The 23,278-nt window shown below is 60.9% G+C and carries 14 protein-coding genes; 6 read left to right on the top strand and 8 right to left on the bottom strand.

The features are described from left to right. Window positions 1-16: 16 nt before the first annotated feature. From AC5JQH_RS09690 to ptsP, 3 genes are read right to left on the bottom strand one after another with little or no spacing between them, the layout of a single operon-like run. Window positions 17-1,780 (bottom strand): PTS fructose-like transporter subunit IIB, encoded by a 1,764-nt coding sequence (locus AC5JQH_RS09690; protein ID WP_493805526.1) that lies wholly within the window; start codon window positions 1,778-1,780, stop codon window positions 17-19. After that, entirely contained in the window at window positions 1,777-2,742 is a 966-nt protein-coding gene (gene pfkB, locus AC5JQH_RS09685; protein WP_273157784.1) for a 1-phosphofructokinase, read from the bottom strand. The genes AC5JQH_RS09690 and pfkB overlap by 4 nt, the downstream gene beginning before the upstream one ends. Continuing rightward, window positions 2,742-5,573 (bottom strand): phosphoenolpyruvate--protein phosphotransferase, encoded by a 2,832-nt coding sequence (gene ptsP, locus AC5JQH_RS09680; RefSeq protein ID WP_493805525.1) that lies wholly within the window; start codon window positions 5,571-5,573, stop codon window positions 2,742-2,744. The genes pfkB and ptsP overlap by 1 nt, the downstream gene beginning before the upstream one ends. 132 nt (window positions 5,574-5,705) lie before the next feature. Here ptsP and cra point away from each other — a divergent pair, with 132 nt between their 5' ends. Next, on the top strand, window positions 5,706-6,740 hold the full coding sequence (gene cra, locus AC5JQH_RS09675; RefSeq protein WP_476158292.1) for a catabolite repressor/activator: 1,035 nt from the start codon (window positions 5,706-5,708) through the stop codon (window positions 6,738-6,740). On the opposite strand, the gene AC5JQH_RS09670 is transcribed toward cra, so the two are convergent. Both AC5JQH_RS09670 and AC5JQH_RS09665 read right to left on the bottom strand, forming a co-directional pair. Then, window positions 6,661-8,958: an ATP-dependent DNA helicase gene (locus AC5JQH_RS09670; protein WP_273157786.1), complete on the bottom strand. Its 2,298-nt coding sequence runs from the start codon at window positions 8,956-8,958 to the stop codon at window positions 6,661-6,663. The two genes, cra and AC5JQH_RS09670, sit on opposite strands and share 80 nt — an antisense overlap. Next, window positions 8,955-10,664: a VRR-NUC domain-containing protein gene (locus AC5JQH_RS09665; protein ID WP_493805524.1), complete on the bottom strand. Its 1,710-nt coding sequence runs from the start codon at window positions 10,662-10,664 to the stop codon at window positions 8,955-8,957. Before AC5JQH_RS09665 ends, AC5JQH_RS09670 begins: the two co-directional genes overlap by 4 nt. Window positions 10,665-10,769: 105 nt before the next feature. Between AC5JQH_RS09665 and folM the strand changes: the two genes are divergently transcribed. Then, on the top strand, window positions 10,770-11,477 hold the full coding sequence (gene folM / locus AC5JQH_RS09660; protein WP_053113411.1) for a dihydromonapterin reductase: 708 nt from the start codon (window positions 10,770-10,772) through the stop codon (window positions 11,475-11,477). A 5-nt stretch (window positions 11,478-11,482) separates the two neighbouring features. Here folM and AC5JQH_RS09655 read toward each other — a convergent pair whose 3' ends face one another. Together AC5JQH_RS09655 and AC5JQH_RS09650 are read right to left on the bottom strand one after the other, a co-directional pair. Beyond that, window positions 11,483-11,923: a DUF4864 domain-containing protein gene (locus AC5JQH_RS09655; RefSeq protein ID WP_092030643.1), complete on the bottom strand. Its 441-nt coding sequence runs from the start codon at window positions 11,921-11,923 to the stop codon at window positions 11,483-11,485. A 12-nt stretch (window positions 11,924-11,935) separates the two neighbouring features. After that, complete coding sequence (locus tag AC5JQH_RS09650; RefSeq protein ID WP_288365720.1) at window positions 11,936-12,277, bottom strand: hypothetical protein; 342 nt, start codon at window positions 12,275-12,277, stop codon at window positions 11,936-11,938. Between the two features lie 77 nt (window positions 12,278-12,354). Here AC5JQH_RS09650 and AC5JQH_RS09645 point away from each other — a divergent pair, with 77 nt between their 5' ends. After that, window positions 12,355-12,645 (top strand): DUF6482 family protein, encoded by a 291-nt coding sequence (locus AC5JQH_RS09645; RefSeq protein WP_014578848.1) that lies wholly within the window; start codon window positions 12,355-12,357, stop codon window positions 12,643-12,645. 18 nt (window positions 12,646-12,663) lie between these two features. Here AC5JQH_RS09645 and AC5JQH_RS09640 read toward each other — a convergent pair whose 3' ends face one another. Next, the gene (locus tag AC5JQH_RS09640) at window positions 12,664-13,449 is read right to left on the bottom strand and encodes an SDR family NAD(P)-dependent oxidoreductase (protein WP_053113407.1); all 786 of its coding nucleotides are present in this window, start codon (window positions 13,447-13,449) and stop codon (window positions 12,664-12,666) included. A gap of 155 nt (window positions 13,450-13,604) precedes the next feature. Here AC5JQH_RS09640 and recC point away from each other — a divergent pair, with 155 nt between their 5' ends. Genes recC through recD form a run of 3 tightly spaced genes read left to right on the top strand, consistent with a single transcriptional unit; the run spans window position 13,605 to window position 23,220 of the window. Continuing rightward, window positions 13,605-17,231 (top strand): exodeoxyribonuclease V subunit gamma, encoded by a 3,627-nt coding sequence (recC, locus tag AC5JQH_RS09635; RefSeq protein ID WP_493805523.1) that lies wholly within the window; start codon window positions 13,605-13,607, stop codon window positions 17,229-17,231. Next, window positions 17,228-20,950: an exodeoxyribonuclease V subunit beta gene (gene recB, locus AC5JQH_RS09630; protein ID WP_493805522.1), complete on the top strand. Its 3,723-nt coding sequence runs from the start codon at window positions 17,228-17,230 to the stop codon at window positions 20,948-20,950. Before recC ends, recB begins: the two co-directional genes overlap by 4 nt. Beyond that, window positions 20,947-23,220: an exodeoxyribonuclease V subunit alpha gene (gene recD / locus AC5JQH_RS09625; RefSeq protein WP_493805521.1), complete on the top strand. Its 2,274-nt coding sequence runs from the start codon at window positions 20,947-20,949 to the stop codon at window positions 23,218-23,220. Before recB ends, recD begins: the two co-directional genes overlap by 4 nt. Window positions 23,221-23,278 lie beyond the last annotated feature (58 nt).

Here is a 23,278-nt window from a genome sequence, read left to right as displayed (position 1 = left end):
CGCAATTTTTACATTTTCAGCTTACCGCTGTCGCCACTTCCGCCTTGCCGGTTTTCAGCAACGCGTAACCGAAACCGATCACCAGTGATCCCACGGTAATCGCAATCAGATAGGGCAATACGGTACTAACCGCATTCGGAATGGCAAGCACAAACAGCCCGCCGTGGGGTGCCATCAGCTTGACGGTGAACAGCATCGACAGGGCACCGGTAATTGCGCCACCGATCATACACACCGGGATAACCCGCAACGGATCCTTTGCCATAAACGGTATTGCACCTTCCGAGATGAAGCACAATCCCAAGACAAATGATGCCCGTCCGGCCTGGCGTTCCGCCTCTGCAAACTTACGCCGGGCGATGAACGACGCCACACCCATGCCGATGGCCGGTACCATTCCTGCCGCCATGATGGCCGCCATGGGTGCCGAGCCGCCGCTGCCCTCAGACAGCAGACCCACGCCGAAGGTATAGGCCGCCTTGTTGACAGGCCCTCCCAGGTCAAAGCACATCATGGCGCCCAGAATGCCACCAAGCAGGATCGCATTGGTCGTTCCCATACTCTCGAGGAAACCGGTCAGGGCGCCCATGATGGCGGTCATGGGCTCTCCGATCACATAGATCATCCCCAGGCCCGTCACCAGACTGGCCAGCAAGGGAATTATGAGGATTGGCTTCAGCGATTCGATGCTCTCCGGCATCGGCAGTTTCTGGCTGATAAAGCGCGCGACATAGCCGGCCAGGAAACCCGCCACAATACCGCCGAGGAACCCAGCTCCTAACTCACCCGCCAGAAACCCACCGATCATGCCCGGGGCCAGACCGGGACGGTCGGCAATCGACCAGGCGATGTAACCAGCCAGTAATGGAATCATCAGCTTGAACGCCGTGCCGCCACCAATCTGCATCAGGGCAGCGGCCAGCGTGCCTTCCTCCTGAAACGCTTCAATCCCGAACACGAAGGACAGTGCGATCAGCAAACCGCCAGCAACCACCATGGGCAACATGAAGGACACGCCGGTGAGCAGGTGCTTGTAGGGCCCTCGCTTTTCGCCGCCTCCGGCACCACTGGTAGCTTTCTGCTGGCCGCCTTCAAAAACCACGGCCTCGGCCAGTGCATCACGGACGGTATCGGCTGATTTTTTCAGGGCCGCACCGGTCGAGGTCCGCCATACCCGCTTGCCGGCAAAGCGTCCTGGGTCCACCTCGATGTCACAGGCCAGGATCACCACGTCGGCAGCAGCAATTTCTTCGGCAGTTAGAGGATCCTGCGCGCCAACTGAGCCCTGGGTTTCCACCCGGATCTTGTGGCCCGCGGATTCCGCGGCAGCGGTCAGTGCCTCCGCCGCCATAAAGGTATGGGCGACGCCAGTGGGACAGGCAGTAACGGCAACGATCCGCTTACCGGCAGAGCCACTGCCGACACCGGGACTGGTTGCGATAGATTCCTGACTGGCCATTGCCGGGTCCCAGGGTGTGGCCTCCGCCTGCGCCCGGGTGAGGATGGCGTCCGGGTCTGGCAGGGCCGCGGTGACCGGAATCTGCAGCAGCCGCTTGCCTGCATAGGCGTCCAGATCTACCGGGACACCGACCGCGGCAATAACAAGATCGGCCTGTCGGATAGCCTCTTCGCTGGGCTTGTTGTCGGCTTTACCATCCGGGCCTCGAGTATCAGTGGTAACAGACCAGCCGCGCCGGTTCGCCGCACGCTCAAGGGCCCGGGCAGCCAGAAAACGAGTCGCCACGCCCTGGGGGCAGGCAGTCACAATGATCAGATTCATAACCGTATCTCTCCGGTGTTGTTTTCCGCGGGCCACGGCTGCACCCGGGTTTGTTGGAGAAGGGAGGGAAAGTCCGGGGCCTCGGGGTCTCCTACGCCAATGTGTTGCACGCATTCGGCAGACAAAGCGGTGGCAAACTTCAATATTGCCTCGTCGGGCTGGCCCAGAAGCACACCGTGAAGCATGCCCGCCAGCAGCGTATCGCCGGCGCACACGGTGCTGACCACCGAGACCGGAGGTACCTGCGATCTCAAGGTGCCGGCCGTTGACGACCAGAACACGCCATCCGCGCCCATGGATACCACCACGTGGGACACGCCGCCGGCACGGATGCCGTCAACCGTAGCTGCCACTGAGGCCAAATCCTTCAGGGGTGTGCCGGCCCAGTCAGACAGCTCATCCGTGTTGGGTTTGATGGCAAAGGGGCCAGCTTTGATGCCGGCCTTGAGACCCTCGCCACTGGTATCCAGCCATACCGGTTTGTCTGCTTGGGAAGCTTGCTCGACAAGGTTTGCCAATCCAGAAGGCGGAAAGCCATCTGGCAAACTGCCTCCGATGACCACCGCGTCGCATTCCGGCAGCAGGGATTTAAGGCGGAGTTGAAGGCGCTGAACTGCGTCTTCCGGGACCCGGAAACCGGGGCCATTCAGATCGGTTACCCGGCCGCCAGCCTCAGCAATCTTGATGTTGATTCGGTTCTGGCCGGGAACGCGTACAAAACTGTCCTGCAGGCCCTCTGCCTCAAACAGACGTTCAAAGGGCGCGGCATTGGCGTCGCCCAACAGGCCTGCAACGGTGACCGAATGGCCCAGACGCGCAAGCACCCGAGCCACATTGATGCCTTTTCCGGCCGGCTCCATCAGGGTATGACCTGTTCGATTTACCTCTCCGAGAGTGAGGGGCGCCGTCTCAACACTCAGATCTAGAGCAGGATTCAGGGTGATTGTCAGGATACGGGCCATCACCAGGCCTCCAGGGCATCACGTACCTCGGACGCCGTTGCCAGAGACAGCGCCTTTTCAGCCTGTTGTCGGGCGTTTTCAAGGTTCAGACCGCGAATACAGGCCTTAACCAGGGGCACCCGACGACTGGTCACAGACAGTTCGTCGACATCCAGCCCGACCAGAACCGGAATCGCCTGGGGATCTGAGGCCAGCTCCCCACACACCCCGACCCAACGGTCGTGGGCATGGGCCGCCTCAACTGTCATTCGGATCAGCCGCAATACTGACGGGTGCAGACCATCTGATTCAGCCGAAAGCTGCCCGTGGCCACGGTCGATGGCCAGGGTGTACTGGGTCAGGTCATTGGTGCCAACCGAGAAGAAGTCCACCTGGGGCGCCAGGGTCGAAGCCAGCAACGCGCAGGAGGGCACTTCTATCATCACGCCAACCTGAACATCACTGGCGGCCACCTCCGCCTGCACCTGAGAGACAATTGCCCTGGCAGCCCGGAACTCTTCCACATCCTTGACCATGGGGAACATGATGCGCAGGGGCCGGTCGCCGGCGGCAGTCAGCAGCGCCCGCACCTGGGTTTCCAGGATGTCCGGGCGGGTCAGTGACAGCCGGATACCACGCATGCCCAGAAACGGGTTGTCTTCCTGGGGCAACGGCCAGTAATCCAGGGGCTTGTCGCCGCCCACGTCCAGAGTACGAGCCACCAGGGGCAGGCCGTTCAGGGCATCGAACGCGTGTTGGTATTCACTGACCTGGGTGGCCAGATCCGGCGCTTCCGGATGGGCCATGAAAATGAACTCGGTACGAAGCAGGCCAACACCGTCGGCGCCCCTTTCCACGGCATCCGGGGTGTGGGCGGTGTTGCCGAGATTGGCGCACACTTCGATGGTATGGCCATCTTCGGTAGTAGCAGGCTGATTGCGGTTTTCATGGGCTTCGGCCTGCAACGCTTCCAGTTGTTGCAGACGGCGACGGATCTTCTCGCATCGCTCGGCCCCGGGGTTCGGCACCAGGCAACCCCGTTCGCCATCCACCACCAGATCGGAGCCATTCAGGATTGTCAGTATTCGCTCACCGGCACCCACGACCGCAGGCAGCCCCAGGGCTCGGGCCAAAATCGCACTGTGGGACGTCGCTCCCCCGCGGGCTGTGACGAGGCCACGCACCCTGGTGGTATCCAGCCGAGCCACATCCGATGGCCCGAGATCGTCAGCCACCAGGATATAAGGAGTGTCCGGCGGCGTCGGCATGGCCACGCCACAGAGGTTGGACAGGACCCGGCGCCCGACATCCCGCAGATCCGCGGCACGTTCGGCCAGCAAACGGTCCGCCAGCGCTTCCTGGGCCCTGGCCGCGGTATCTATGGCTTTCCACCAGCCTGCCTCGGCGGACGCCCCTTCGTTGATCGCTTCCAACGTAGCCTGGTAGAGATCTTCGTCCTGAAGCATTTCCACGTGAACCGAGAGAATAGGCGCGGCTTCGCCGCCTTCCGCCTGACGGATCAGGGTTCGAAGCTGACCGTCAGCACTATCGACGGCCTGGTTGAGGCGCTGGATCTGTTGTTCGCTATCTTCTGCGAATTGCGGATATTCAAGGGTCGGCTGTCGCATGACGAAAGCCGGTGCCAGGGCCAGTCCGGGAGATGCGGCAACCGCTTTAACCGGCTGATCATCCGTCAGTGCGGGAGCCTGTTCGGCTTCAGGCACCTTGGTTTGCGGATCCGCAGACCGCAATGGAGAAACTTTTTCACCCAGGCCGCCTTCAATGGCGCTGGTCAGAGACTGAATGGCCTGGCTTGCGTCATCCCCAGTCGCCGAAAGCAGCAACGTCTGACCCCTGCGGGCGCCCAGGCCGATCACCCGAGTCAGGCTGGTAGCGGATACTGCGGCACCTTCGCCTTCCAACAGGCGCAACCGAATACTGGCATTGTGGCGACGCGCCTCCTGGACGAGTTGCTTGGCGGGTCGCGCGTGTAGGCCATGGGTATTCAACAGGGTGACTTTCGCCGTCACTGCATCGGCCGCCTCGCCGGAAAGCCTTGCCAACAAGGCCTCAGCACTCAGGCCCTGAATAGGTTCATCACCAGCCAGGAAAGTATCGATGCGCTCCAGCAGGTCATGGCACTCATCACCGGGTCCGGCCAGACAGAACACCCCACGCAGCTCCGCAGTTGCACGCTTTGGTGTTGCCAATGAAAGGGTCGGGCGCCTGGCGCCAACAGTGTGGTGGGTCAGCCAGAAGCCCTGACCAAGGTCCACCGGCGGTTGGCCGACAATGCTGGCCAGAAAATCCGTGTCGACGCACCGCAAACTCTGCAGACGTGCAGCTGCAATCAAGGCCAGTTCGTTCGGTGTGGAGGCATCTATTCCCAGACAGAGCGTCTCGCTGTCGCATTTGGCAACGGCCGGAGCTTTGGAAAGCAAGGCAACCAGTTCCGCGGCATCCGTAGCATGGCCAAGCTTCTCAGCCAGTCCTGGCTTATCCAGTACCCGGGTCAAATGTCGGAGAATATCCAGGTGCTCGTCGGACTGTGCAGCGATGGCCACCAGTACATTTACCCGCGCACCATCGTGCCAGGTGACCCCCTCGGGGAATTGAAGAATGCGAACACCGGTTTCAAGGACGGCATCCCGGCTTTCCGGTGTACCGTGGGGAATGGCGATGCCGTTGCCCAATACCGTGGAAGACTGTTGTTCACGGGCGTTCATTCCAGCCAGGTATTCCGGGCAAGTCCGGCCAGCGCGCTCAAGGTCTCGAGCAGCCTGTTGCAGTGCGTCCTGCCAGTCAGAGGCAGTGGCACCCAATCGAACGTCATTGGCAGTTAGCGTCAGCATGAGGTTGCCTCGCTTTTTGTTTTGATACTGCGTATCAGTTTTTGTTTGCTGAATCGTGTCAGCATGCTTAAAATCGATGGTGAAACAGATATGATCAGAAATCAAGCAATCTTTTAATCGGAGCTGTCGTCCATGACCCTTGTAGAACTTGCCCGGCTTGCCGGCGTTTCAAGAACCACGGCCAGCTATGTCATTAATGGTCAGGGGGCTGCACGGCGCATCAAACAGGACACCATCGAAAAAGTGCTTACGGTGGCTCATAAGCACAACTTTCAGGTAGATACCCAGGCGGCAGCGCTACGGGGTGGGGCCAGCCGGACCCTCGGATTTATTCTGCCAGATCTCGAGAACACCAGTTATGCCCGCCTGGCCAAATTGCTTGAACAGGGCGCGAGGGCGAGAGGCTATCAGCTCCTGATTGCCGGCTCTGATGACGACCCCGAGACCGAAAAATCCCTGGCCCGAGCACTGAAAGCAAGGCGCTGCGACGCCCTGATTGTTGCCAGTGCTCTGTCCCTGGACGACCCCTTTTATCCCCAACTGCAAAAAGAAGGTCTACCGGTGATTGCTGTTGATCGCGCCCAGTCTCCGGATCAGATTCGATGTGTAGTCAGCGACAACCGCTCAGCAGCCGAGATCCTGACCCGTTCTGTGCTGGAAGGAGAAACCGGCAGTATCGCCTGGCTGGATGCCGTGCCGGAGATCGCCATGACCCGGGAGCGCCGGGAAGGTTTTATGGCGGCCGCAAATGAGGCCGGCATTGCCCCGCTGGTAGAAAGTGGCCTCCACTACGATCGCGCCTCCGGTGCCGCAATGATGCGTCGGATCCTGACTGACCATGGCTTGCCGGATGCCTTGGTTACAGCCTCTTTCACACTGCTTCAAGGGGTTCTGGATGTTCTGCTCGATCAGCCGGACCCGCTTCCGAAGGCTCTGAAAATAGCGACCTTCGGCGATGACCGGCTGCTGGACTTTCTTCCACTGGCGGTCAACTCTCTGCCCCAGGATCATGAGGCCATCGCCAATGCGACACTTGAGCAGGCACTGTCGGCTATTGCACAGGAAGGCCCTGTAGACACCATAGTGATTAACCGGTCTCTGAAGACTCGGGCCGCGGATCGGCAGAGTCGCCCTGTGCAAACCACCAGCGCGGAAAAAACCTGCTGATGGCCGGCTGCAGAAACCGGTCATCAATGAGCCAGATCACCCCCCGGTCTTCCGGGGTGCGAATCACCCGCCCCGCCGCCTGGGCCACTTTCTGCAGCCCCGGAATCAGATAGGTGTAGTCATAGCCGGCGCCGAAGCGTTTTTCGAGGCGACCCTTCAGGATTTCATGCCAGGCATCGAACGGCGGCAAGCCCAGGGTGGCCACAAAGGCACCGATCAACTGATCGCCGGGCAGATCAATGCCTTCACTGAACACCCCGCCCAACACCGCAAACGCCACACTGCCCTCCGGGTTCCGGAAACCGGCCAGAAAGTCTGCTCGATGCTGAGGCGACATGCCCGGTTGCTGAGCTCGCTGGGGTATATCCGGCGCATGCTCCGCCAACGCGTCGCTGGCCTGCTTCGCGTATTTGAAGCTGCTGAAAAACGCCAGGTAATGCCCGGGCCGCTCACGGAACTGGCGGGCGATCAGGTCGGCAATCGGTTTGAGTGATGCCTCCCTGTGAGCCTGGCGGGTGCTGATACCAGGCGTGAACTGCACCTGCAGCTGGTCGGCGCTGAACGGGCTGGGCAAGGAGGTAAAACGGGAATCCTCGGGCAACCCCAGCAAATCCCGGAAGTAAACACCGGGGCTCAGGGTGGCGGAAAACAGCAGAACCGAATGCGCCGCCTCGAACCTTTCCCTCAGGAAATCCGCCGGAATGAGGTTCTGGATGGTCAGGCTGGCCCGCCCCCGACCGGCGCGCTGGAACTCACACAGGGAATGATCACCAAAGGAGTCCGCCAGCTTCATGAAGGCGACGCATTCAAACAACAGCTCCTGCAGGGCCAGATCCGGGGGATTATCGGCCAGGTAATCGGTCAGATTCGAGACCATGGCCTGCAGGGCACCCAGCAATTGCGTCGGCAGTGTCTCCAGAAACTCCGGGCTTTCTGTATCAGCCTGGTAATCCCGGATCAGGCTCTGCCAGGCGCGGGCGGTGCGATCGATGGCGGATTTCAGCGGCTTCGGTGCGGTTTTTTTGATCCTCAGTAAGCGCTGCTGATCCAGCCGAACCGAATACATACCCCGGCCACGGTCCACCAGGTTATGGGCCTCATCCACCAGCACGCTGGCCTTCCAGCTGTTCTGGCGAATCAAACCGTGGAGCAGGGCGGATTGATCGAACAGCCGGTTCACATCCCCGATCACCACATCGCTCCACCGGGCCATTTCCTGGGCCAGAAAGTAGGGGCAAATATCGTGACCGGCGGCGATCTTCGCCAGAGTGTGCTGATCCAGCGTGCCTTCGCTCTGGGCGGCTTCCGCCCGGGCGTCAGGAAGCCGGTCGAAAAACCCTTTAGCCAGGGGGCAGGAATCGCCATGACAGGCCTTGTCCGGGTGCTCGCAGGCATCGTCTTTCGAGACCAGTTCCAATGTTCGCAGTGGCCAATGCTGGGCAGCTTGAGCCGAACGCAGGCGGGCTACCGCATCCATGGCCAGCTGACGGGCGGTATTGCGACAGGTGAGGTAGAACAGGCGGTCCTGGCCGGCTGCTGGCATCGCCATCAACGCCGGGAACAGGGTGCCGAGGGTCTTGCCCAGGCCTGTGGGGGCTTCCAGCAAAAGGGTGCCGGACTTTACCGAGTTTTTGTACACCGTCTCCGCCAGCTGGCGCTGCCGGGGGCGAAATGCGGGGAAGGGGAATCTAAGGCCTGAAAGCAGGACATTGCGCTGCTCGCGGTGATGTTCTTCCTGCTCAGCCCAGGCCTTGTAATGACTACACAGGGTTTCCAGTTCCTGCCAGAGCTCTTTGGCACTGGCGGTCTCCACCACTGGCGTTTCCTTGTCTCTTCCAGTGTCGTAATAGATCAGTGCCAGCTCCAGGGTTTTCCGGTTTTCCTGCCGGCACAACAGCGCGCCGTAGGCTCTCAGCTGAGCGCGATGGAGTGCCCGCTGATGCTCACGGATTCGGGACAGGTCGCCCCGATGGGTTTTGATCTCTTCCAGCCGGCCTCGGTGGGGGTTATAGATATCGGCGCGGCCGGAAAGCAATAACCCCATACATTCACCGGTCAGTAAATGCTCGCTTTTATAGCCGTAGCCGCGCCGGGACTGGATTGCCTGATGGCCAGCAATGCCCTCCTCGGCACTGGGTGCCGGGGTATAGCGGAAGTCCAGGTCGCCCTTACGCGCGGCAAACTCGCACAGAGTCCGGACGGCAACTGTCACCGTCATTCCATCGCCTCGCTCGCCTGCCATCGCACGTAACAAACACTGGCGGGGATGCCTTCAACCGCAAAGAACTCGAGCCAACGGATCTGGTGGTCCTGCAAACGGTCACCCGGCCCCTTCACTTCGATCATTTCATAACGCTTGTCAGGCTCAGCCGCATTGGGGAGAAACCGGATCAGATCAGGAAAGCCGCTACGATGCTCCCGGATATTCAACAGCAGGCGACGGAACAGGCGTTCCAGATCCGCCGGTGGCAGACAGTCCAGCGCCAGGCTCAGCAGTTCCTCGGTGATGACCGGCCAGATGACGAACGGATTGGTGGTGCCCTGTTTGGCCCGGTAATTCGCCAGTATCCGCTCCCGATAACTGCCATCCGCCAGCCGCGCAAAGCATTGCTCGAACGATCCCTTCCGACGGCTGACGAAATCTTCCCGGGTCAGGTCCGCCGGGCCCACATGGAAGGGATGGAAAAAGGCCCCCGGCACCGGCTCGAAAATGGTTTGCCAGCAGAGCAGGCCAAACAGGCCGTTGATCAGGGTATTCTCCACATAAAGCACGGGCGCCTCGTCCCGATACAGGTAGTCCCGAACGGCGTATTCGACCGACCCGACCTCTGGCTTCGGCAGGGTGAAGGTGATCTCCCGGATGAGCGGCTGCTCTGGGGGCGGTGGCGGTATCTCGCCAAGCCGGCTCGCAAGCCGCTTGAGAATCCGCGCCAGGCCCTGGGCTTCAGCATCGCTCAGTTCCTGGTTCTGCCACTCGGAGGCAATGGCCCAGGCTTCCTGGTGACGCTTCATCCGCTCCAGCAACCGGAGCTGTTTCAGCCGCGCTTCCCGATGGCCGCTGCTGGCGAAAGCCTCCAACGCCAGCTTCCGTTCCCCCTGGCGCTCTGCCTGCCGGCCCAATTCCAGCAACAGCCGGTCCCGGCGGCTGGTCAGCCAGGCGTTATCCGAGGGTGCCGGAACCGCCTGCCAAACCTCGTGGGCGGGTACGCCCTGGTCCAGCCATTCCCGGCACTGGTGCATGGCAAGATACAGGTCGACCTCTGAACGATACTGGAACGCCCGGGAATCAGGCGTGAAGGTCACCGGCTCATACTGCTGATGGCCCAGTTCCACCAGCACAAAATCCGACCAGCTCTGGCGAAGATTGCCAAAAAACATCAGGCGCACCCGGTCAAACAACGCCATGGTTTTGAGCCTGATAACCGGTCTGGCGTGCTGACCGAGCCAGTCGGCGACGATCAGAGGGTCGGGAAATCGCAGAAGCAGGGCGTCGCGCATCCGGCCTTTGGGCAGGTTGGCGGGCTCTCCGGCCGCCTTTAAAAGCGGTTCCATGGCCGGACGCAGTTCTCCAAGCGTGAACAATCTGAACAGTTCATCCAGGCTGAGCAGGGGATCGGTATCCAACCAGCCTGCCTCCATGATTTCGTCGAGGGCACGGGCCTCTGGTACGCCGAGCTCCGGATACTTGAGCTTGTCCGACCGGAAGAGATCGCCCGTGCGCATCACCATTCGGGTCAGCAATGCCCGGGCCGGCATTGAAAGGGTATGGAAACTGGCCAGTCGATCCAGCTCTTCTGCTGTCAGCAAGTCACCGTGATGGCTCTGAACCCAGCCAAGGACGGTTTCCATGTTCTCGAGGTAATAGAGCGGATTATCGAGATCCGCAGTGGCCAGTTGTGTGCTCTGTCGCTTCGCCGGTGACATGGCCAGGTTGATCTTCCTTCAAGATGGTTCGGGAAAGTGACGCTACCACGTTGAGCCGTCGGCATGACATTAACGTAGGTAAGACACTGATTACAGGAGAACACCATGACCGCACCCATCCTGATTACCGGCGCCGGCCAACGCATCGGCCTGGCCTTTGCCAGAGCCTGCCTTGACCGCGGCCAGCCCATCATCGTCACCTACCGCTCCTATCGACCGGCCATCGACGCGCTGCAGAAGGCGGGAGCAGTGTGTCTCCATGCGGATTTTGCCACGAATGCGGGCATTGATGACTTCATCCAGGCCCTGAAATCCCGGACGGACACGCTACGTGCCATTATCCACAATGCCTCGGACTGGATACCAGAGAGCGAAGACTCCGACCCGGCAGACGTGATGAACGCCATGATGCAGATTCACGTGATGACACCTTACCGGATAAACCTCGCGTGCCGGTCGATGCTGGAGCAGGAGGGTTCGACAACCGACATTATCCACATGACCGACTACGTGGTGGAGAAGGGCAGCGCGAAGCATATCGCCTATGCCGCCAGCAAGGCAGCCCTGACTAACCTGACCCTGTCGTTCGCCCGTCTACTGGCGCCCAGGGTCAAGGTGAACGCCGTGGCGCCGTCCCTGATCATGTTCAACCAGGGCGATAGCCAGGCGTATCGGGAGAAAACCCTGAAGAAGTCGCTTATGGGAATAGAACCGGGGGCTGAGGTCGCTGTCGCCACGCTTCAGTTTCTGCTGGACAACCCCTATATCACGGGCCGCACCCTGCCCCTGGATGGTGGGCGCCATCTGGTTTGATACCGTTAAATGCCCAGCTCGGCCGGCTGGAGTCTCACGCCGGCCACCTTCCAGACCCCTTCAGTGAGCACCATCCGGTAATAGGCGTCCCATCGCTTGCCCTCCGGCCCCTGCAAACGCACCACCTGGATTTCAAAGGCGCCGTGGGGCACGCGCTGGGTAAACTCGATTGCCGTGGCGTTGTGCACCGCCGGGTAGGCTTCACGAACCATATCGACAAACACCTGTGACGACCCGAATCGACGCTTGATACCCTCGGAGGCGTGGGCCCAGGCCTGCTCCTCGTCGTTGTTCGCAAACGCTTCGATCTGGCGCAGGATGGTGTCGCGGATTTCTGCGTCTTTGTCACTGGCCACAGACTGTGGGGACCCGAGAACCGCGAAGCCAATGAAAGCCAGAAGCACGGGAATCAGCCACTTTCCGGAAACGATGTGTTGGTGACCCATGATGGCACCTCTCTATTGTTCATCTTTTAAACAATACGGTCGGATCAGGGCTCCGGATTCGCGTTCCGCCAGCCAGCTTGCTCTCACCGACGCCCCTTCTCCGGCCAGATGATCTTCATCAGGCCGCCAGTGATCGCCAAAGGCGTTCCGGAACAGGGCCCGGGTGGCAATGGCACGCCATTCGTCGCGATACCCGGTATCGAGCCTTTCCGGATACACGTACAGGTCTTTGATTTCCTGATCAATTTTTACTTCCACGTGGTCCGGGGGAAACAGCATCCGCATGGCCAGCAGGTCGTAGCTGTCATTCAACTGCTCGTCCACGGCGGCTTTGACCAAATCAATCCTGCTCATAATTGCTCGTTTTATGACCTGTAACGGAAAGCGTTTCGTACTGTTCCTTACGACAACAAACCTGCGGGAGACTTCCCATGCACATGGACACTGGCGAACTGAAAAAACACAAGCACGACACGATTTCTCTGTTGGAGATTGTCTCGATGGAAGGGCGCTATTATATGGCGCGGTTCTATCTGGATGGTCAGGGCTACGTTCTGACGGACCCCTACGACAAGCCAGTCATGTTCACCGGCGCCTGCGCGGTGCGAGAACATTTCCACGAATACGAGGTCGAGCGCACCGAGGTGATTCCGCCGACTGGAACCGATGAAATGATTGGTATGCCTGACAGCGGCTCCGAAACCATGCGGGTCCCTCTCTAGGGCCCGCTTGACGTTCCCCTAGCTTCCAGCGAATGAGAGCGAATCCACCAGATCGGCGCCGTTGAAAACGGCCCCGTGAAAATCGCTCTCCGGTATCTGATTGAGCGTAAACACGATGGCACTGGCGGCCTGTTCGGCACTCAGGCAATCCCCCGACGTCAGACGATTGGCCAGCCACTCCGCGTGGGGCAGATCTAACTTGCCCGCCTTGTCGATATGGCTTCGAATACCCGGCGTATCCACCAGCCCCGGCTGAAAGAGGCTGACAACCGGCCCGTCCGACATGGTGTCGAACTCAACGGACATCTGACGCACCAGCCGACGCAGCGCCATCTTGCTGATCCCGTAGCTGCCCGTTCCGGGTTGCGCATGCTTGTCCATACCCGCACCAATCATCACGATTCGCGACGAGGGTTCACCCCCTTTGAGTATCGGTAACAACGATTGGGTGAGCAGCATGGGCGCGGACACGTTCACGGCCAGGGCTTCCTGGAAATCGATGAGCCCAAGGCTGGCAAAATCCGCAGCCGGCTCACCCACGCCAGCGCAATACACGAACGCTGAGAGATGATCGACGGCATCACTTAGCTGTTGAGCCAGATTGCGGGTGCTTTCGGGATCCGCAAGGTCCACTTCCAGCGTCATCACTTCACGGTCGGGCGCCTCCACGCGGAGCTTTGTCGCGACCTCCTCCAGCTTCGACACGGTGCGACCTGCAAGGATCAGGTCGTGGCCTTGAGCAGCAAGTTCCAGGGCCAGGGCCCGCCCAATGCCCGACCCCGCGCCAGTGATCAGTGTCCACATAGTGCTTCTCCCTTTTGCCGATAATTCACGACACCGTTTGTCGCGACGGGCCGTTATGATTTTTGGAGATCAGACGTTTCAGACAGTCCGCATCTGTGGTCACATACGGTAACCTGTAGCAACAGGATTGAACTGCACACCAGACAAGGAAATTCATGGCCGCACTCTCCACCGAGCCCACCGAGCTACGCGCCAGGATCGAACCCGGGTTTCACGCAATCCACGCCAACCATCTGGAAGACTTGCGCCGGGCCGTTGTCTACATCTGTCGGCACAACCCCATGCCGCCACTGGAGAGCGAGACCTTCCTGGTGCAGAGCAACGGTATTGCCCAGTGGCTGAAGCTGGCGCTGGCGGAGAAGCGCACCGAAGATGGCCTTGAGGGCGGCCTCGGGATCGCTGCCGGTATGGATTTCCTGTTCCCGGCCCGGTTTATCTGGCAAGCCTACCGGGCCGTGCTTCCGGACGGTGAGGTACCGGAACAGTCGCCCTTCGACAAACGGCGGCTGGTGTGGCGGCTGTACCGGTTATTGCCACGTCTGGTGGGGCAGGACGAGGCCTTTACACCGCTGGCCCGGTTTCTGGAAGGTAACGATCCGGACCTGCGCAATTTCCAGCTGGCGGAAAAGGTGGCCGATCTGTTTGATCAGTACCAGGTGTTCCGGGCCGACTGGCTGGCTGCGTGGGAGCAGGGCAAGGACGTGATTATCACGGCCCGGGCCGAGGAAAAGCCTCTGGATGCGGAAACCCGCTGGCAGCCCCTGCTCTGGCGCCGGCTGGTTGAGGATGTGGGCGCAGACGCTCATACCAGCCGCTCGCAGATCCATACCCGGTTCATGGAACAGGGCCAGCGACTTCAGGCGCCGGCCAACCCGTTCCGGCTGCCGACCCGCATTGTCGTCTTTGGCGTCTCCTCATTGCCCCGGCAAGCGCTGGAAGCCCTGTACGTCCTGAGCCGGTTCAGTCAGGTGGTGCTGTGTGTTCACAACCCCTGCCAGTTCTACTGGGCCGACATCATCAGCGACCGGGAGCTGCTCACCGCCGAACGCAAACGTGGCAGGACCCATCCGGCACTTTCCGCCATTGAGGATCCGGACCAGCTGCACCAGCACGCCAATCCGCTGCTGGCCGCCTGGGGCAAGCAGGGCCGGGACTACATCCGGCTGCTGGACGAGTTCGACAACCCGGACCAGTACCGTGGCAGCTTCCAGACTCCGGACCAGAAAATCGATATTTTTTCGGACCATGGCAACGAGGACGCACCGCGCCTGCTGCATCAGCTGCAGAACGATATCCACAACCTGACGCCCCTCCAGGAAATCCGCCAGCAACAACGACAACTGGATATTCAGCGGGATCATTCCCTGGCGTTCCACGAGGCCCACAGCCCGCAGCGGGAAGTGGAAATTCTGCACGATCAGCTTCTCGCCGCCTTCAACGTCGATCCCACGCTGCGGCCCCGGGACGTCATCGTGATGGTGCCCGATATCAACGTGTACGCGCCCCACATCCAGGCCGTATTCGGCCGCTACCAGCCGGGCCGGAAGCGCCACATTCCCTTCACCATTTCCGACCAGGGCCAGCGCCACCACGAGCCGGTTCTGATTGCCCTGGAAACCCTGATGTCACTGCCCCGCAGCCGTTTTTCGGTGAGTGAGATCATCAGCCTGCTGGAAGTACCTGGCATACGGGACCGTTTCGGAATCAATGAAGACGAGATCCCCCTGGCTCGTCGCTGGGTCGAGGGCGCCAATATCCGCTGGGGTCTGCACGGCCAGCACCGGGAAAGCCTGGACCTGCCCTCCGAGCTGGAGCGCAACACCTGGCAATCCGGGCTGCGCTCAATGCTGCTGGGCTATGGTATGGGCGACGATGAGCCCTGGGCCGGTGTGGAACCCTTCGGGGAAATCGGGGGCCTGCAGGCCAGCCTTGCCGGCCGCCTGAACGACTTTGTGCATCAGCTGGAAACCCTCTGGCAGGCGCTGCAGACCCATCGCACACCGGACGAATGGGAGGGCCTGTTCTCAGAGATGCTCGGGCAGTTCTTCCATAAGGTCGAAGGCAGCGACCTGTTGCTGCTGAACCGTTTCCGCCGCCAGTTGGCGCAGTGGCTGGAAGACGCCCTGGCAGCGGGCCTTGAGGAACAGACCCTGCCCCTGAACATCGTCAAGGATGTGCTGCTGGAGGGGCTGGATGAAGGCGGCCTGAACCAGCGTTTCCTGGCCGGCAAGGTCAATTTCGCCACCCTGATGCCCATGCGTGCCATACCCTTCCGGAAAGTGTGCCTGCTGGGCATGAACGACGGCGACTATCCCCGCTCCCGGCCGCCGGTGGATTTCGATCTCATGGCCCAGGATTACCGCCCGGGGGACCGATCCCGCCGGGAAGACGATCGCTACCTGTTCCTGGAAGCCCTGTTGTCTGCCCGGGAGCAGCTTTACATCAGCTGGGTCGGCCGCAGCATCAAGGACGATTCGGAACGGCCGCCGTCGGTTCTGGTGGGGCAGCTTCAGGATCATCTGGACAGTCTCTGGTCTGTGTCAGGGCAACCCGAAACCAGGGTCATCGAGGCACTGACGACCCAACACCCGTTGCAGCCGTTCAGCCGGAGCTATTTCCCGAAAGCCAACGGGCTGGAGGAGGGTGGAAAGGGGGAAAACAGTTCGCCCCGTCCCCTGGCCGAGGTGTTGGAGGCACGCCGGTTATTCACCTACGAGCGGGAATGGCGCAGTGCCCATGGTGGTGAGGCTGCCGCGCAGACACAGTCGGCACTACCTTACCAGGCGCCCGAAGAGCCCATCAGTCTGAACGATCTGGCGGCTTTCCTGAAAAAGCCCATCGATACCTTTTACCAGCGCCGGCTGCAGGTGCGCTTCGAGGATGTCGAAGACGACGACACCGACAACGAGAATTTCGAGCTGGACGGCCTCGACCGCTGGCGCCTGGACAACGAGCTGATCCAGGACGGGCTATTGAAAGCCAGCAGCGAAGAGGAACTGCACGACCGGTTGCAGGCAACTCTGGACCGCATGGCCCGACGCGGGGACCTGGGTATGGGCGTGACCGAACACCGCCTGCGTTCCGAGCTGGCCGGGCGTTTGCCCGATCTGTTCGAGCGTTACCAGAACGCACTGGCTGACTGGCCGGAAGCAATCGTTGAACCGCTATCCTTTGACTACCGGTTTGAAAACGCCCTGGGTTCGGTGGAAATCGCGGATCTGATCGACAACCTGCGCTGCAATGCCCAGGGGGAACTGTGCCGGCTGGTGGTGGCGAGTTCCAGCCTGCTGACCGGTTCAGGATCCAGCAAGAAAGTACGCTATGCCAATCTGATGCGGGACTGGCTGATCCATCTGGCAGGCCAGCTCGGCGGTCAACCTTTTGAGACCCTGGTTCTGGGCAAGGAGGAGGGACGGAAATTCCGCTTTGCTCCATTGCATCCAGAGCGGGCCAGACCGTTGTTCGAAACGGTGCTCAGCGGATGGATGGACGCCACCACCCGGGCGCTGCCCATTCACTGCGAGGCCGGCTTTGCCTGGATCACCAGTTTCTACGGCAGCAAAAAGTACGTCGGTGACCATGAACGAGCCATATCAGAGGCGCAGCAGGCATATACCATTGCTCTGGAGCGGGATACGGGTTACCTGAGAGGAGCCTTTGAAACACCGGAGCTGCTGATGGCCAGCGGTGAATTCGAAGCCCTGCTGCATCAGCTCTACGTGCCGGTTTGGGAAGCCGAGCAGGACAAATCGGCTGCAGATCAGATCGGAGGCCTGGAATGACCGAGCAGATGACCAACCGGAATCCGAACCTGGATCCCCTGGCACTGGCCCTCAACGGCAGTGCTCTGATCGAGGCCAGTGCCGGCACCGGCAAAACCTTTACCATTGCTATTCTGTACGTACGCCTGGTGCTTGGCCACGGCCAGTCGCCCGACAGCCCTCTGCAGAACCTGCTGCCTCCCAACCTGCTGGTGGTCACTTTTACCGAGGCCGCCACCAAGGAACTGCGTGACCGTATCCGCACCCGGCTCACCCAGGCCGCCGAGGTGTTTTCTGACGCGCCCGACGAGCCCAATCCACCCGCGGAGACGGCACTGATCTACCAGCTACGGGATGAAAGCTACCCGGATCCGGCCAGCTGGCCGGAATGCCGAAAGAAGCTGCTATTGGCCGCCGAATGGATGGACGAGGCGGCGGTATCGACCATCCACAGTTTCTGCAACCGCATGCTCAGCGAGCACGCCTTCGACAGCGGCAGCCTGTTCAAACTCACCCTCGAAACCGACCAGAGCGAATTGCTGGACGAGGTCGCCCGGGATTACTGGCGCACCTTTGTCTATCCTCTGCCACCGGCGCTGATGGACGAGGCCCTGAGCCACTGGAAAACCCCCGGGGACCTGCGCCAGGGTGTTCGCAATCTGATTGACGATCCCCTGAGCCTGGGCACACCCCCGGACAGCGTTCATCAGGCCATTGATCAAGTGGTTCAGCAGCGTCTGGAACAGTCACAGTCTCTGAAAGCCCACCCCTGGAGCCAGTGGCGCGATGACGTCATCGAGCTGCTGAACGATCTGAACAAGAGCAAGCGACTCCATGGCGCCAGCAAGAATGCCATGATCAAGGTCTGGGACTTGCTGGTTGCCTGGGCGGAATCGGACGACCTTTTGCCGGAAAAGATCGATAGCGCCGCGGGCTTCAAGAATCAGACGCCCGAAGGGCTCGACAAGATTCTCAAGGGCGATGATTCTGCCCCTCATCACCCGGCCTTTGATGCCATCGGAGCGCTGCTGGATTTCAGCCAGAACCAGCCCAACGCCAAATCCGACATTCTGCGCCACGCCAGCCACTGGATTGCCGGGCGGCTGGAGTCAGAAAAGCAGAAACGCTCGGAAATGGGCTTTGACGATCTGCTCACCCGGCTGGACGATGCGCTGCACGGCTCCCGGGGCGACCAGCTGGCCGCGACGATCCGTCGCCAGTTTCCCGTTGCTCTGATTGACGAATTCCAGGACACCGACCCGGTGCAGTACCGTATCTTCGACCGCATCTACAACGTGGCGGGCAGTGATCACGGTACCTGCCTGCTGATGATCGGGGATCCCAAGCAGGCCATTTACGGCTTTCGGGGGGCCGACATCTACACCTACCTGCAGGCCCGGCAGGGCGTGAAAGAGCGCACCTACACACTGGGTAAGAACTTCCGCTCCGCCAAGTCCATGGTGGCGGCGGTTAACCGGGTCTTTGAACACAGTGACCAGAACAGCCGGGACGGCGCCTTCCTGTTCGGCAAGGGCGACACCTCACCGCTGCCGTTCCAGGGAGTGGACGCCAACGGCACCAAACGAAGCTGGTCGATTAACGGAGAAGTGCAGCCCAGCCTGGTGTTCTGGACCCACGAATCCGGGGAAGAGGACAGGGACGGCAATCCGAAAGGTATGGCCAAGGGCACTGCCACGGCCGATGTGGCGGAAACCTGCGCCAGTGAGATCGCCCAATTGCTGACCCTGGGCCAGGCCGGGCAGGCGGGTTTTGCTTTGCACGATAATTCAGAGAATCTGGAGCCGGTTGCCCCCAAAGACATCGCGATACTGGTCAACAACCGCAACGAGGCCAGCGCAGTGCGGGAGGCCCTGGGCCAGCGGCGTATCAAGAGTGTGTACCTGTCAGACCGCGATTCGGTGCTGACCTCACGGGAATCACAGGAAATGCTCTGCTGGCTTCGGGCATTTGCCGAGCCCCGGCAGCTGGCCTATATCCGTGCGGCCCTGGCTACACCCACCCTCGGTCAGTCCTGGCATGCCATGAATCAGCTGCTGACCGACGAGCTCGTGCTGGAACGGGAAATCGAGCGCTTTATTGGTTACCAGCAGCAATGGCAGAAGCAGGGTGTACTGCCCATGCTGCGAACCTTCCTGATGGATTTCGAGGTGCCAGGCCGGTTACTGCAACGCCCTGACGGCGAACGGCGGTTGACCGACATTCTGCACATTGCCGAGTTGCTGCAGCAGGACAGCCTGCAACTGGACGGCGAGCATGCCCTGGTGCACCACTACACCCAGATTCTGCGTGCAGCCGACGAGGAAGATGAACACCGTACCCTGCGGCTGGAAAGTGATGCCGGCCTGGTGAAGGTCATCACCGTGCACAAGTCCAAGGGTCTGGAATACCCGCTGGTGTTTCTGCCCTTTGGCACGGCCTTTCGCGCCCAGAGTGAAAAGCAGGCCTTCGTGCGCTATCACAATGACCAGGGCAGGCTGGTCACGGTATTCGACCCGTCGCCGGACGACGTGGCCAGGGCTGACCGTGAGCGCCTCGGCGAGGATATCCGCAAGTTCTACGTAGCCCTGACCCGGGCCCGCTTCGCCACCTGGGTCGGCACGGCGGCCCTGGACAACTGGCAGCAAAGCGGACTGGGCTACCTGATTGCCGGCGAAGGGCAAAGCCGTATCAGCGATTGCCTGGGGAAACTGGCAGAGGGCAGAGCAGAGATCCGGATAACCCCGTTACCGGATCCGGACGATACGCACTACCACGAACCGGCGCCCGAAGCGCTTGGCCCGGCCATGGTCTCTTCCCGTGAGGCCAGAGAGGACTGGTGGATTGCCAGCTACTCCTCCATCGAATACACCGGCATGACCGGCACCGGGATCGCGTTTACCGGTGAGGTGGAAGATGCCCAGACCCAGAACCTGCTGGAAGAAAGTACCCTGGACGAAGAGGAAAACCCGGCTCAAATGGCCAACCAGCGCAACCAGCATAACTTTCCGAAAGGCGCCGGACCCGGCACCTTCCTGCACGAATTGCTGGAATGGTGCACACAGCAGGGGTTTCAGCGGGTTGTGGATAACCCGCCGCTACTTCATGAGCAGCTGACCCGGCGCTGCGGCACTCGTGGCTGGAACGAATGGGTGGAGCCGCTGGAGCGCTGGTTGCTGGCATTGATCAGCAAACCATTGAGCCTCGACCGGGCCGGTGCAGAAACCGTCTGCCTGGCGGACCTGATCACCCTGCGCCCGGAACTGGAGTTCTGGTTTGAAAGCCGCAACGTCAGTATCCGCAAACTCGACGAGCTGGTAACCGTGCACACCCTGAATCGCGCGGACCGTCCCCGAGTCGAGGAGACCCGATTCAACGGGATGCTCAAGGGGTTTATCGATCTGGTGTTCGAACACAACGGGCGCTATTACGTGCTGGACTACAAATCCAATACCCTGGGCGAAGACAACAGCGCCTATACCGATCAGGCAATGGGCAACGCCATCCTGGATAAACGCTACGATCTGCAATACGTGCTCTACCTGCTGGCCCTGCACCGGCTGCTTAAAGCCCGTTTGCCGGATTACGACTACGACCGACACATTGGCGGCGCGGTGTATCTGTTCCTGCGAGGCATTGATTCCAGCACAGGTGGCGCCTTCACCGACAAACCGCCCAGAGCCCTGATTGAACAACTGGATGCCCTGTTTGATGGCGAGTCGGTTGCGGAGGTGGCCGCATGAGCCGTTCCCGCTCCCAAACCGGAAAGTCCGACCACCAGATTGATCTGTTCGCGGAGGACATCGCTGCGGAAACGCCGACCGTACCCGCTGCCGGTGATACCACCTTCGATATCAACGATCTGCTCTCGAGTCCGGATAGAACCGAGACCCTGCTGCTGCACTGGCAGCAGGCGGAGTGGATCCGCGCGCTGGATGTGGGGTTTGCCCGGCTGATCCGGGAGCTCTCGGAAGAGCAGGGCGAACGCCCGGACCCACTGCTCCTGCTGCTGGCGGCACTGGTCTCCCATCAGGTGGGGCGTGGCCATGTCTGCGTCGATCTGGGCAATCTCCTGGCCGATGCCGGGCATACCCTGTCACTGCCGCCAGAGGAGTCGGTCCAGGAGCCGCTCACCGATTCCGGCACCAGCGAGCCGGACCGGCCCAAGCCCGCCGACGTGCTTGCACTTGTAACGCTGCCGGAATGCTTGATCATACTGGAAGGCGCCTGCGCCGTAAGTGATGGCTCACATACAACACCCCTGGTGCTGAACGGAACCCGGCTCTATCTGCGCAGATTCTGGCGCTACGAACAACGCATTGCGGCGGGTATCCGGCACCGCCTGGCTTTGCCATCACCCCTGGCAGATCCGGAATCCGGTCCGGCCCGCACCCTGTCTCTCGCTCTGGATACGCTGTTCCGGTCGTCAGAACCGGTGGATTACCAGAAACTGGCCTGTGCCCTGGCGGCCCGCAACCATTTCGCCGTGATCACCGGCGGGCCGGGCTCCGGCAAGACCACCACCGTGGTCAACCTGCTGGCGGCCCTGCAGGCCGTCGCCGGGGAATCCCCCGAACGGGCCGGTCGGAAATACCGGATCCGCCTGGCAGCCCCGACCGGCAAGGCGGCAGCCCGACTGAACGAATCCATCGGTGGTGCGGTGAGCCGGTTACCCCTTGCCGAACTGCCGGGCAACGTGGACCTGAATGATATCCCCACCAGGGTCACTACCCTGCACCGGTTACTGGGCAGCCGGCCGGATACCCGCAAATTCCGCCATAACCGGGACAACCCTTTGCTGGTGGATATCCTGGTGATCGACGAGGCCTCGATGGTGGACGTGGATCTTATGGCGTCGGTGTTTGATGCCCTGCCCGCCAACGCCCAGCTGATCCTGTTGGGCGACAAGGACCAGCTGGCCTCGGTGGACGCCGGTGCGGTACTGGGGGAGCTGTGCCAGCGGGCGTTGCTGGCGCATTACACTCCGGAAACTGCCCGGTGGCTGGCCGCCTTGGCCGGAGGCGAGATACCGGAGTCACTGGTGGACGAAACCGGCCAACCCATGGATCAGGCCGTGGCCATGCTGCGCAAGAGCTACCGGTTCCGGGAGGACAGCGGTATCCGCGCGTTTGCCGAAGCTGTGAATACCAATGCGCTTGATAACGCCATGTTGCGCCAGATCCGGCAAGCAGAATTCGACGACGTAATTTTGCTTAACAGCCGGTCGAAAAGTGGGGATACGGAAGACACCCTGGACCTGGTGTGTCGACATGCCATCACCGGCTCACCCGAGGCATTCCGAAATGCCGGGCAGGGCCGGCAAGTGAATGGCCAAAGCCTGCCACCACCCGTTGGTTACCGCCATTACCTCGAACGCTTGCAGAATCATGGCCTGAACGAAAGCAGCCCCCGCGAAGACTGGGATGCGATGGCGGTGCAGCTCCTTGAAGCCTTCAGTGACTTCCAGGTGCTCTGTGCCCTGCGCAAGGGCCCCTGGGGCGTGGAAGGCCTGAACGACCGGATCGCAAGGCAGTTACTGGCTGAAAAACTGATTTCGCGGGCCGAGGGCTGGTATGAGGGCCGGCCTGTGCTGATTACCGGCAACGACTACAACCTGGGCCTGATGAACGGCGACATTGGCATTGCCGTCAACGTGCCCTGGGATCGGACCGACACCGGTGAGCCCCGCTATACCCTGCGGGTGGCGTTTCCGGATAGCGACACCGCTGGCGGTATTCGCTGGATCTCGCCCAGTCGTCTACAGCAGCTGGAAACCGTGTACGCCATGACGGTGCACAAATCCCAGGGTTCGGAGTTCAACCACACCTGCCTGGTCTTGCCGGACCGTTTGAGCCCGGTCCTGACAAAAGAGCTGGTCTATACCGGCATCACCCGCGCCAGAAACTGGTTCAGCCTGATTGTTGGGGACATTCCGGTGCTCAGGGAGGCCGTCTCGCAGCAGGTCTCCAGGGCCTCAGGTTTGGCGCTCGCACTTGTGGAATCTACTGACTAATGGGTATCGCCTCCAGCTACATGTTCTTATATGATCGCCGGGAACTCTCTGACATGCA

This window comes from Marinobacter sp. H13 (assembly GCF_059072335.1).
This window is presented reverse-complemented; position numbering and strand designations above follow the sequence as displayed.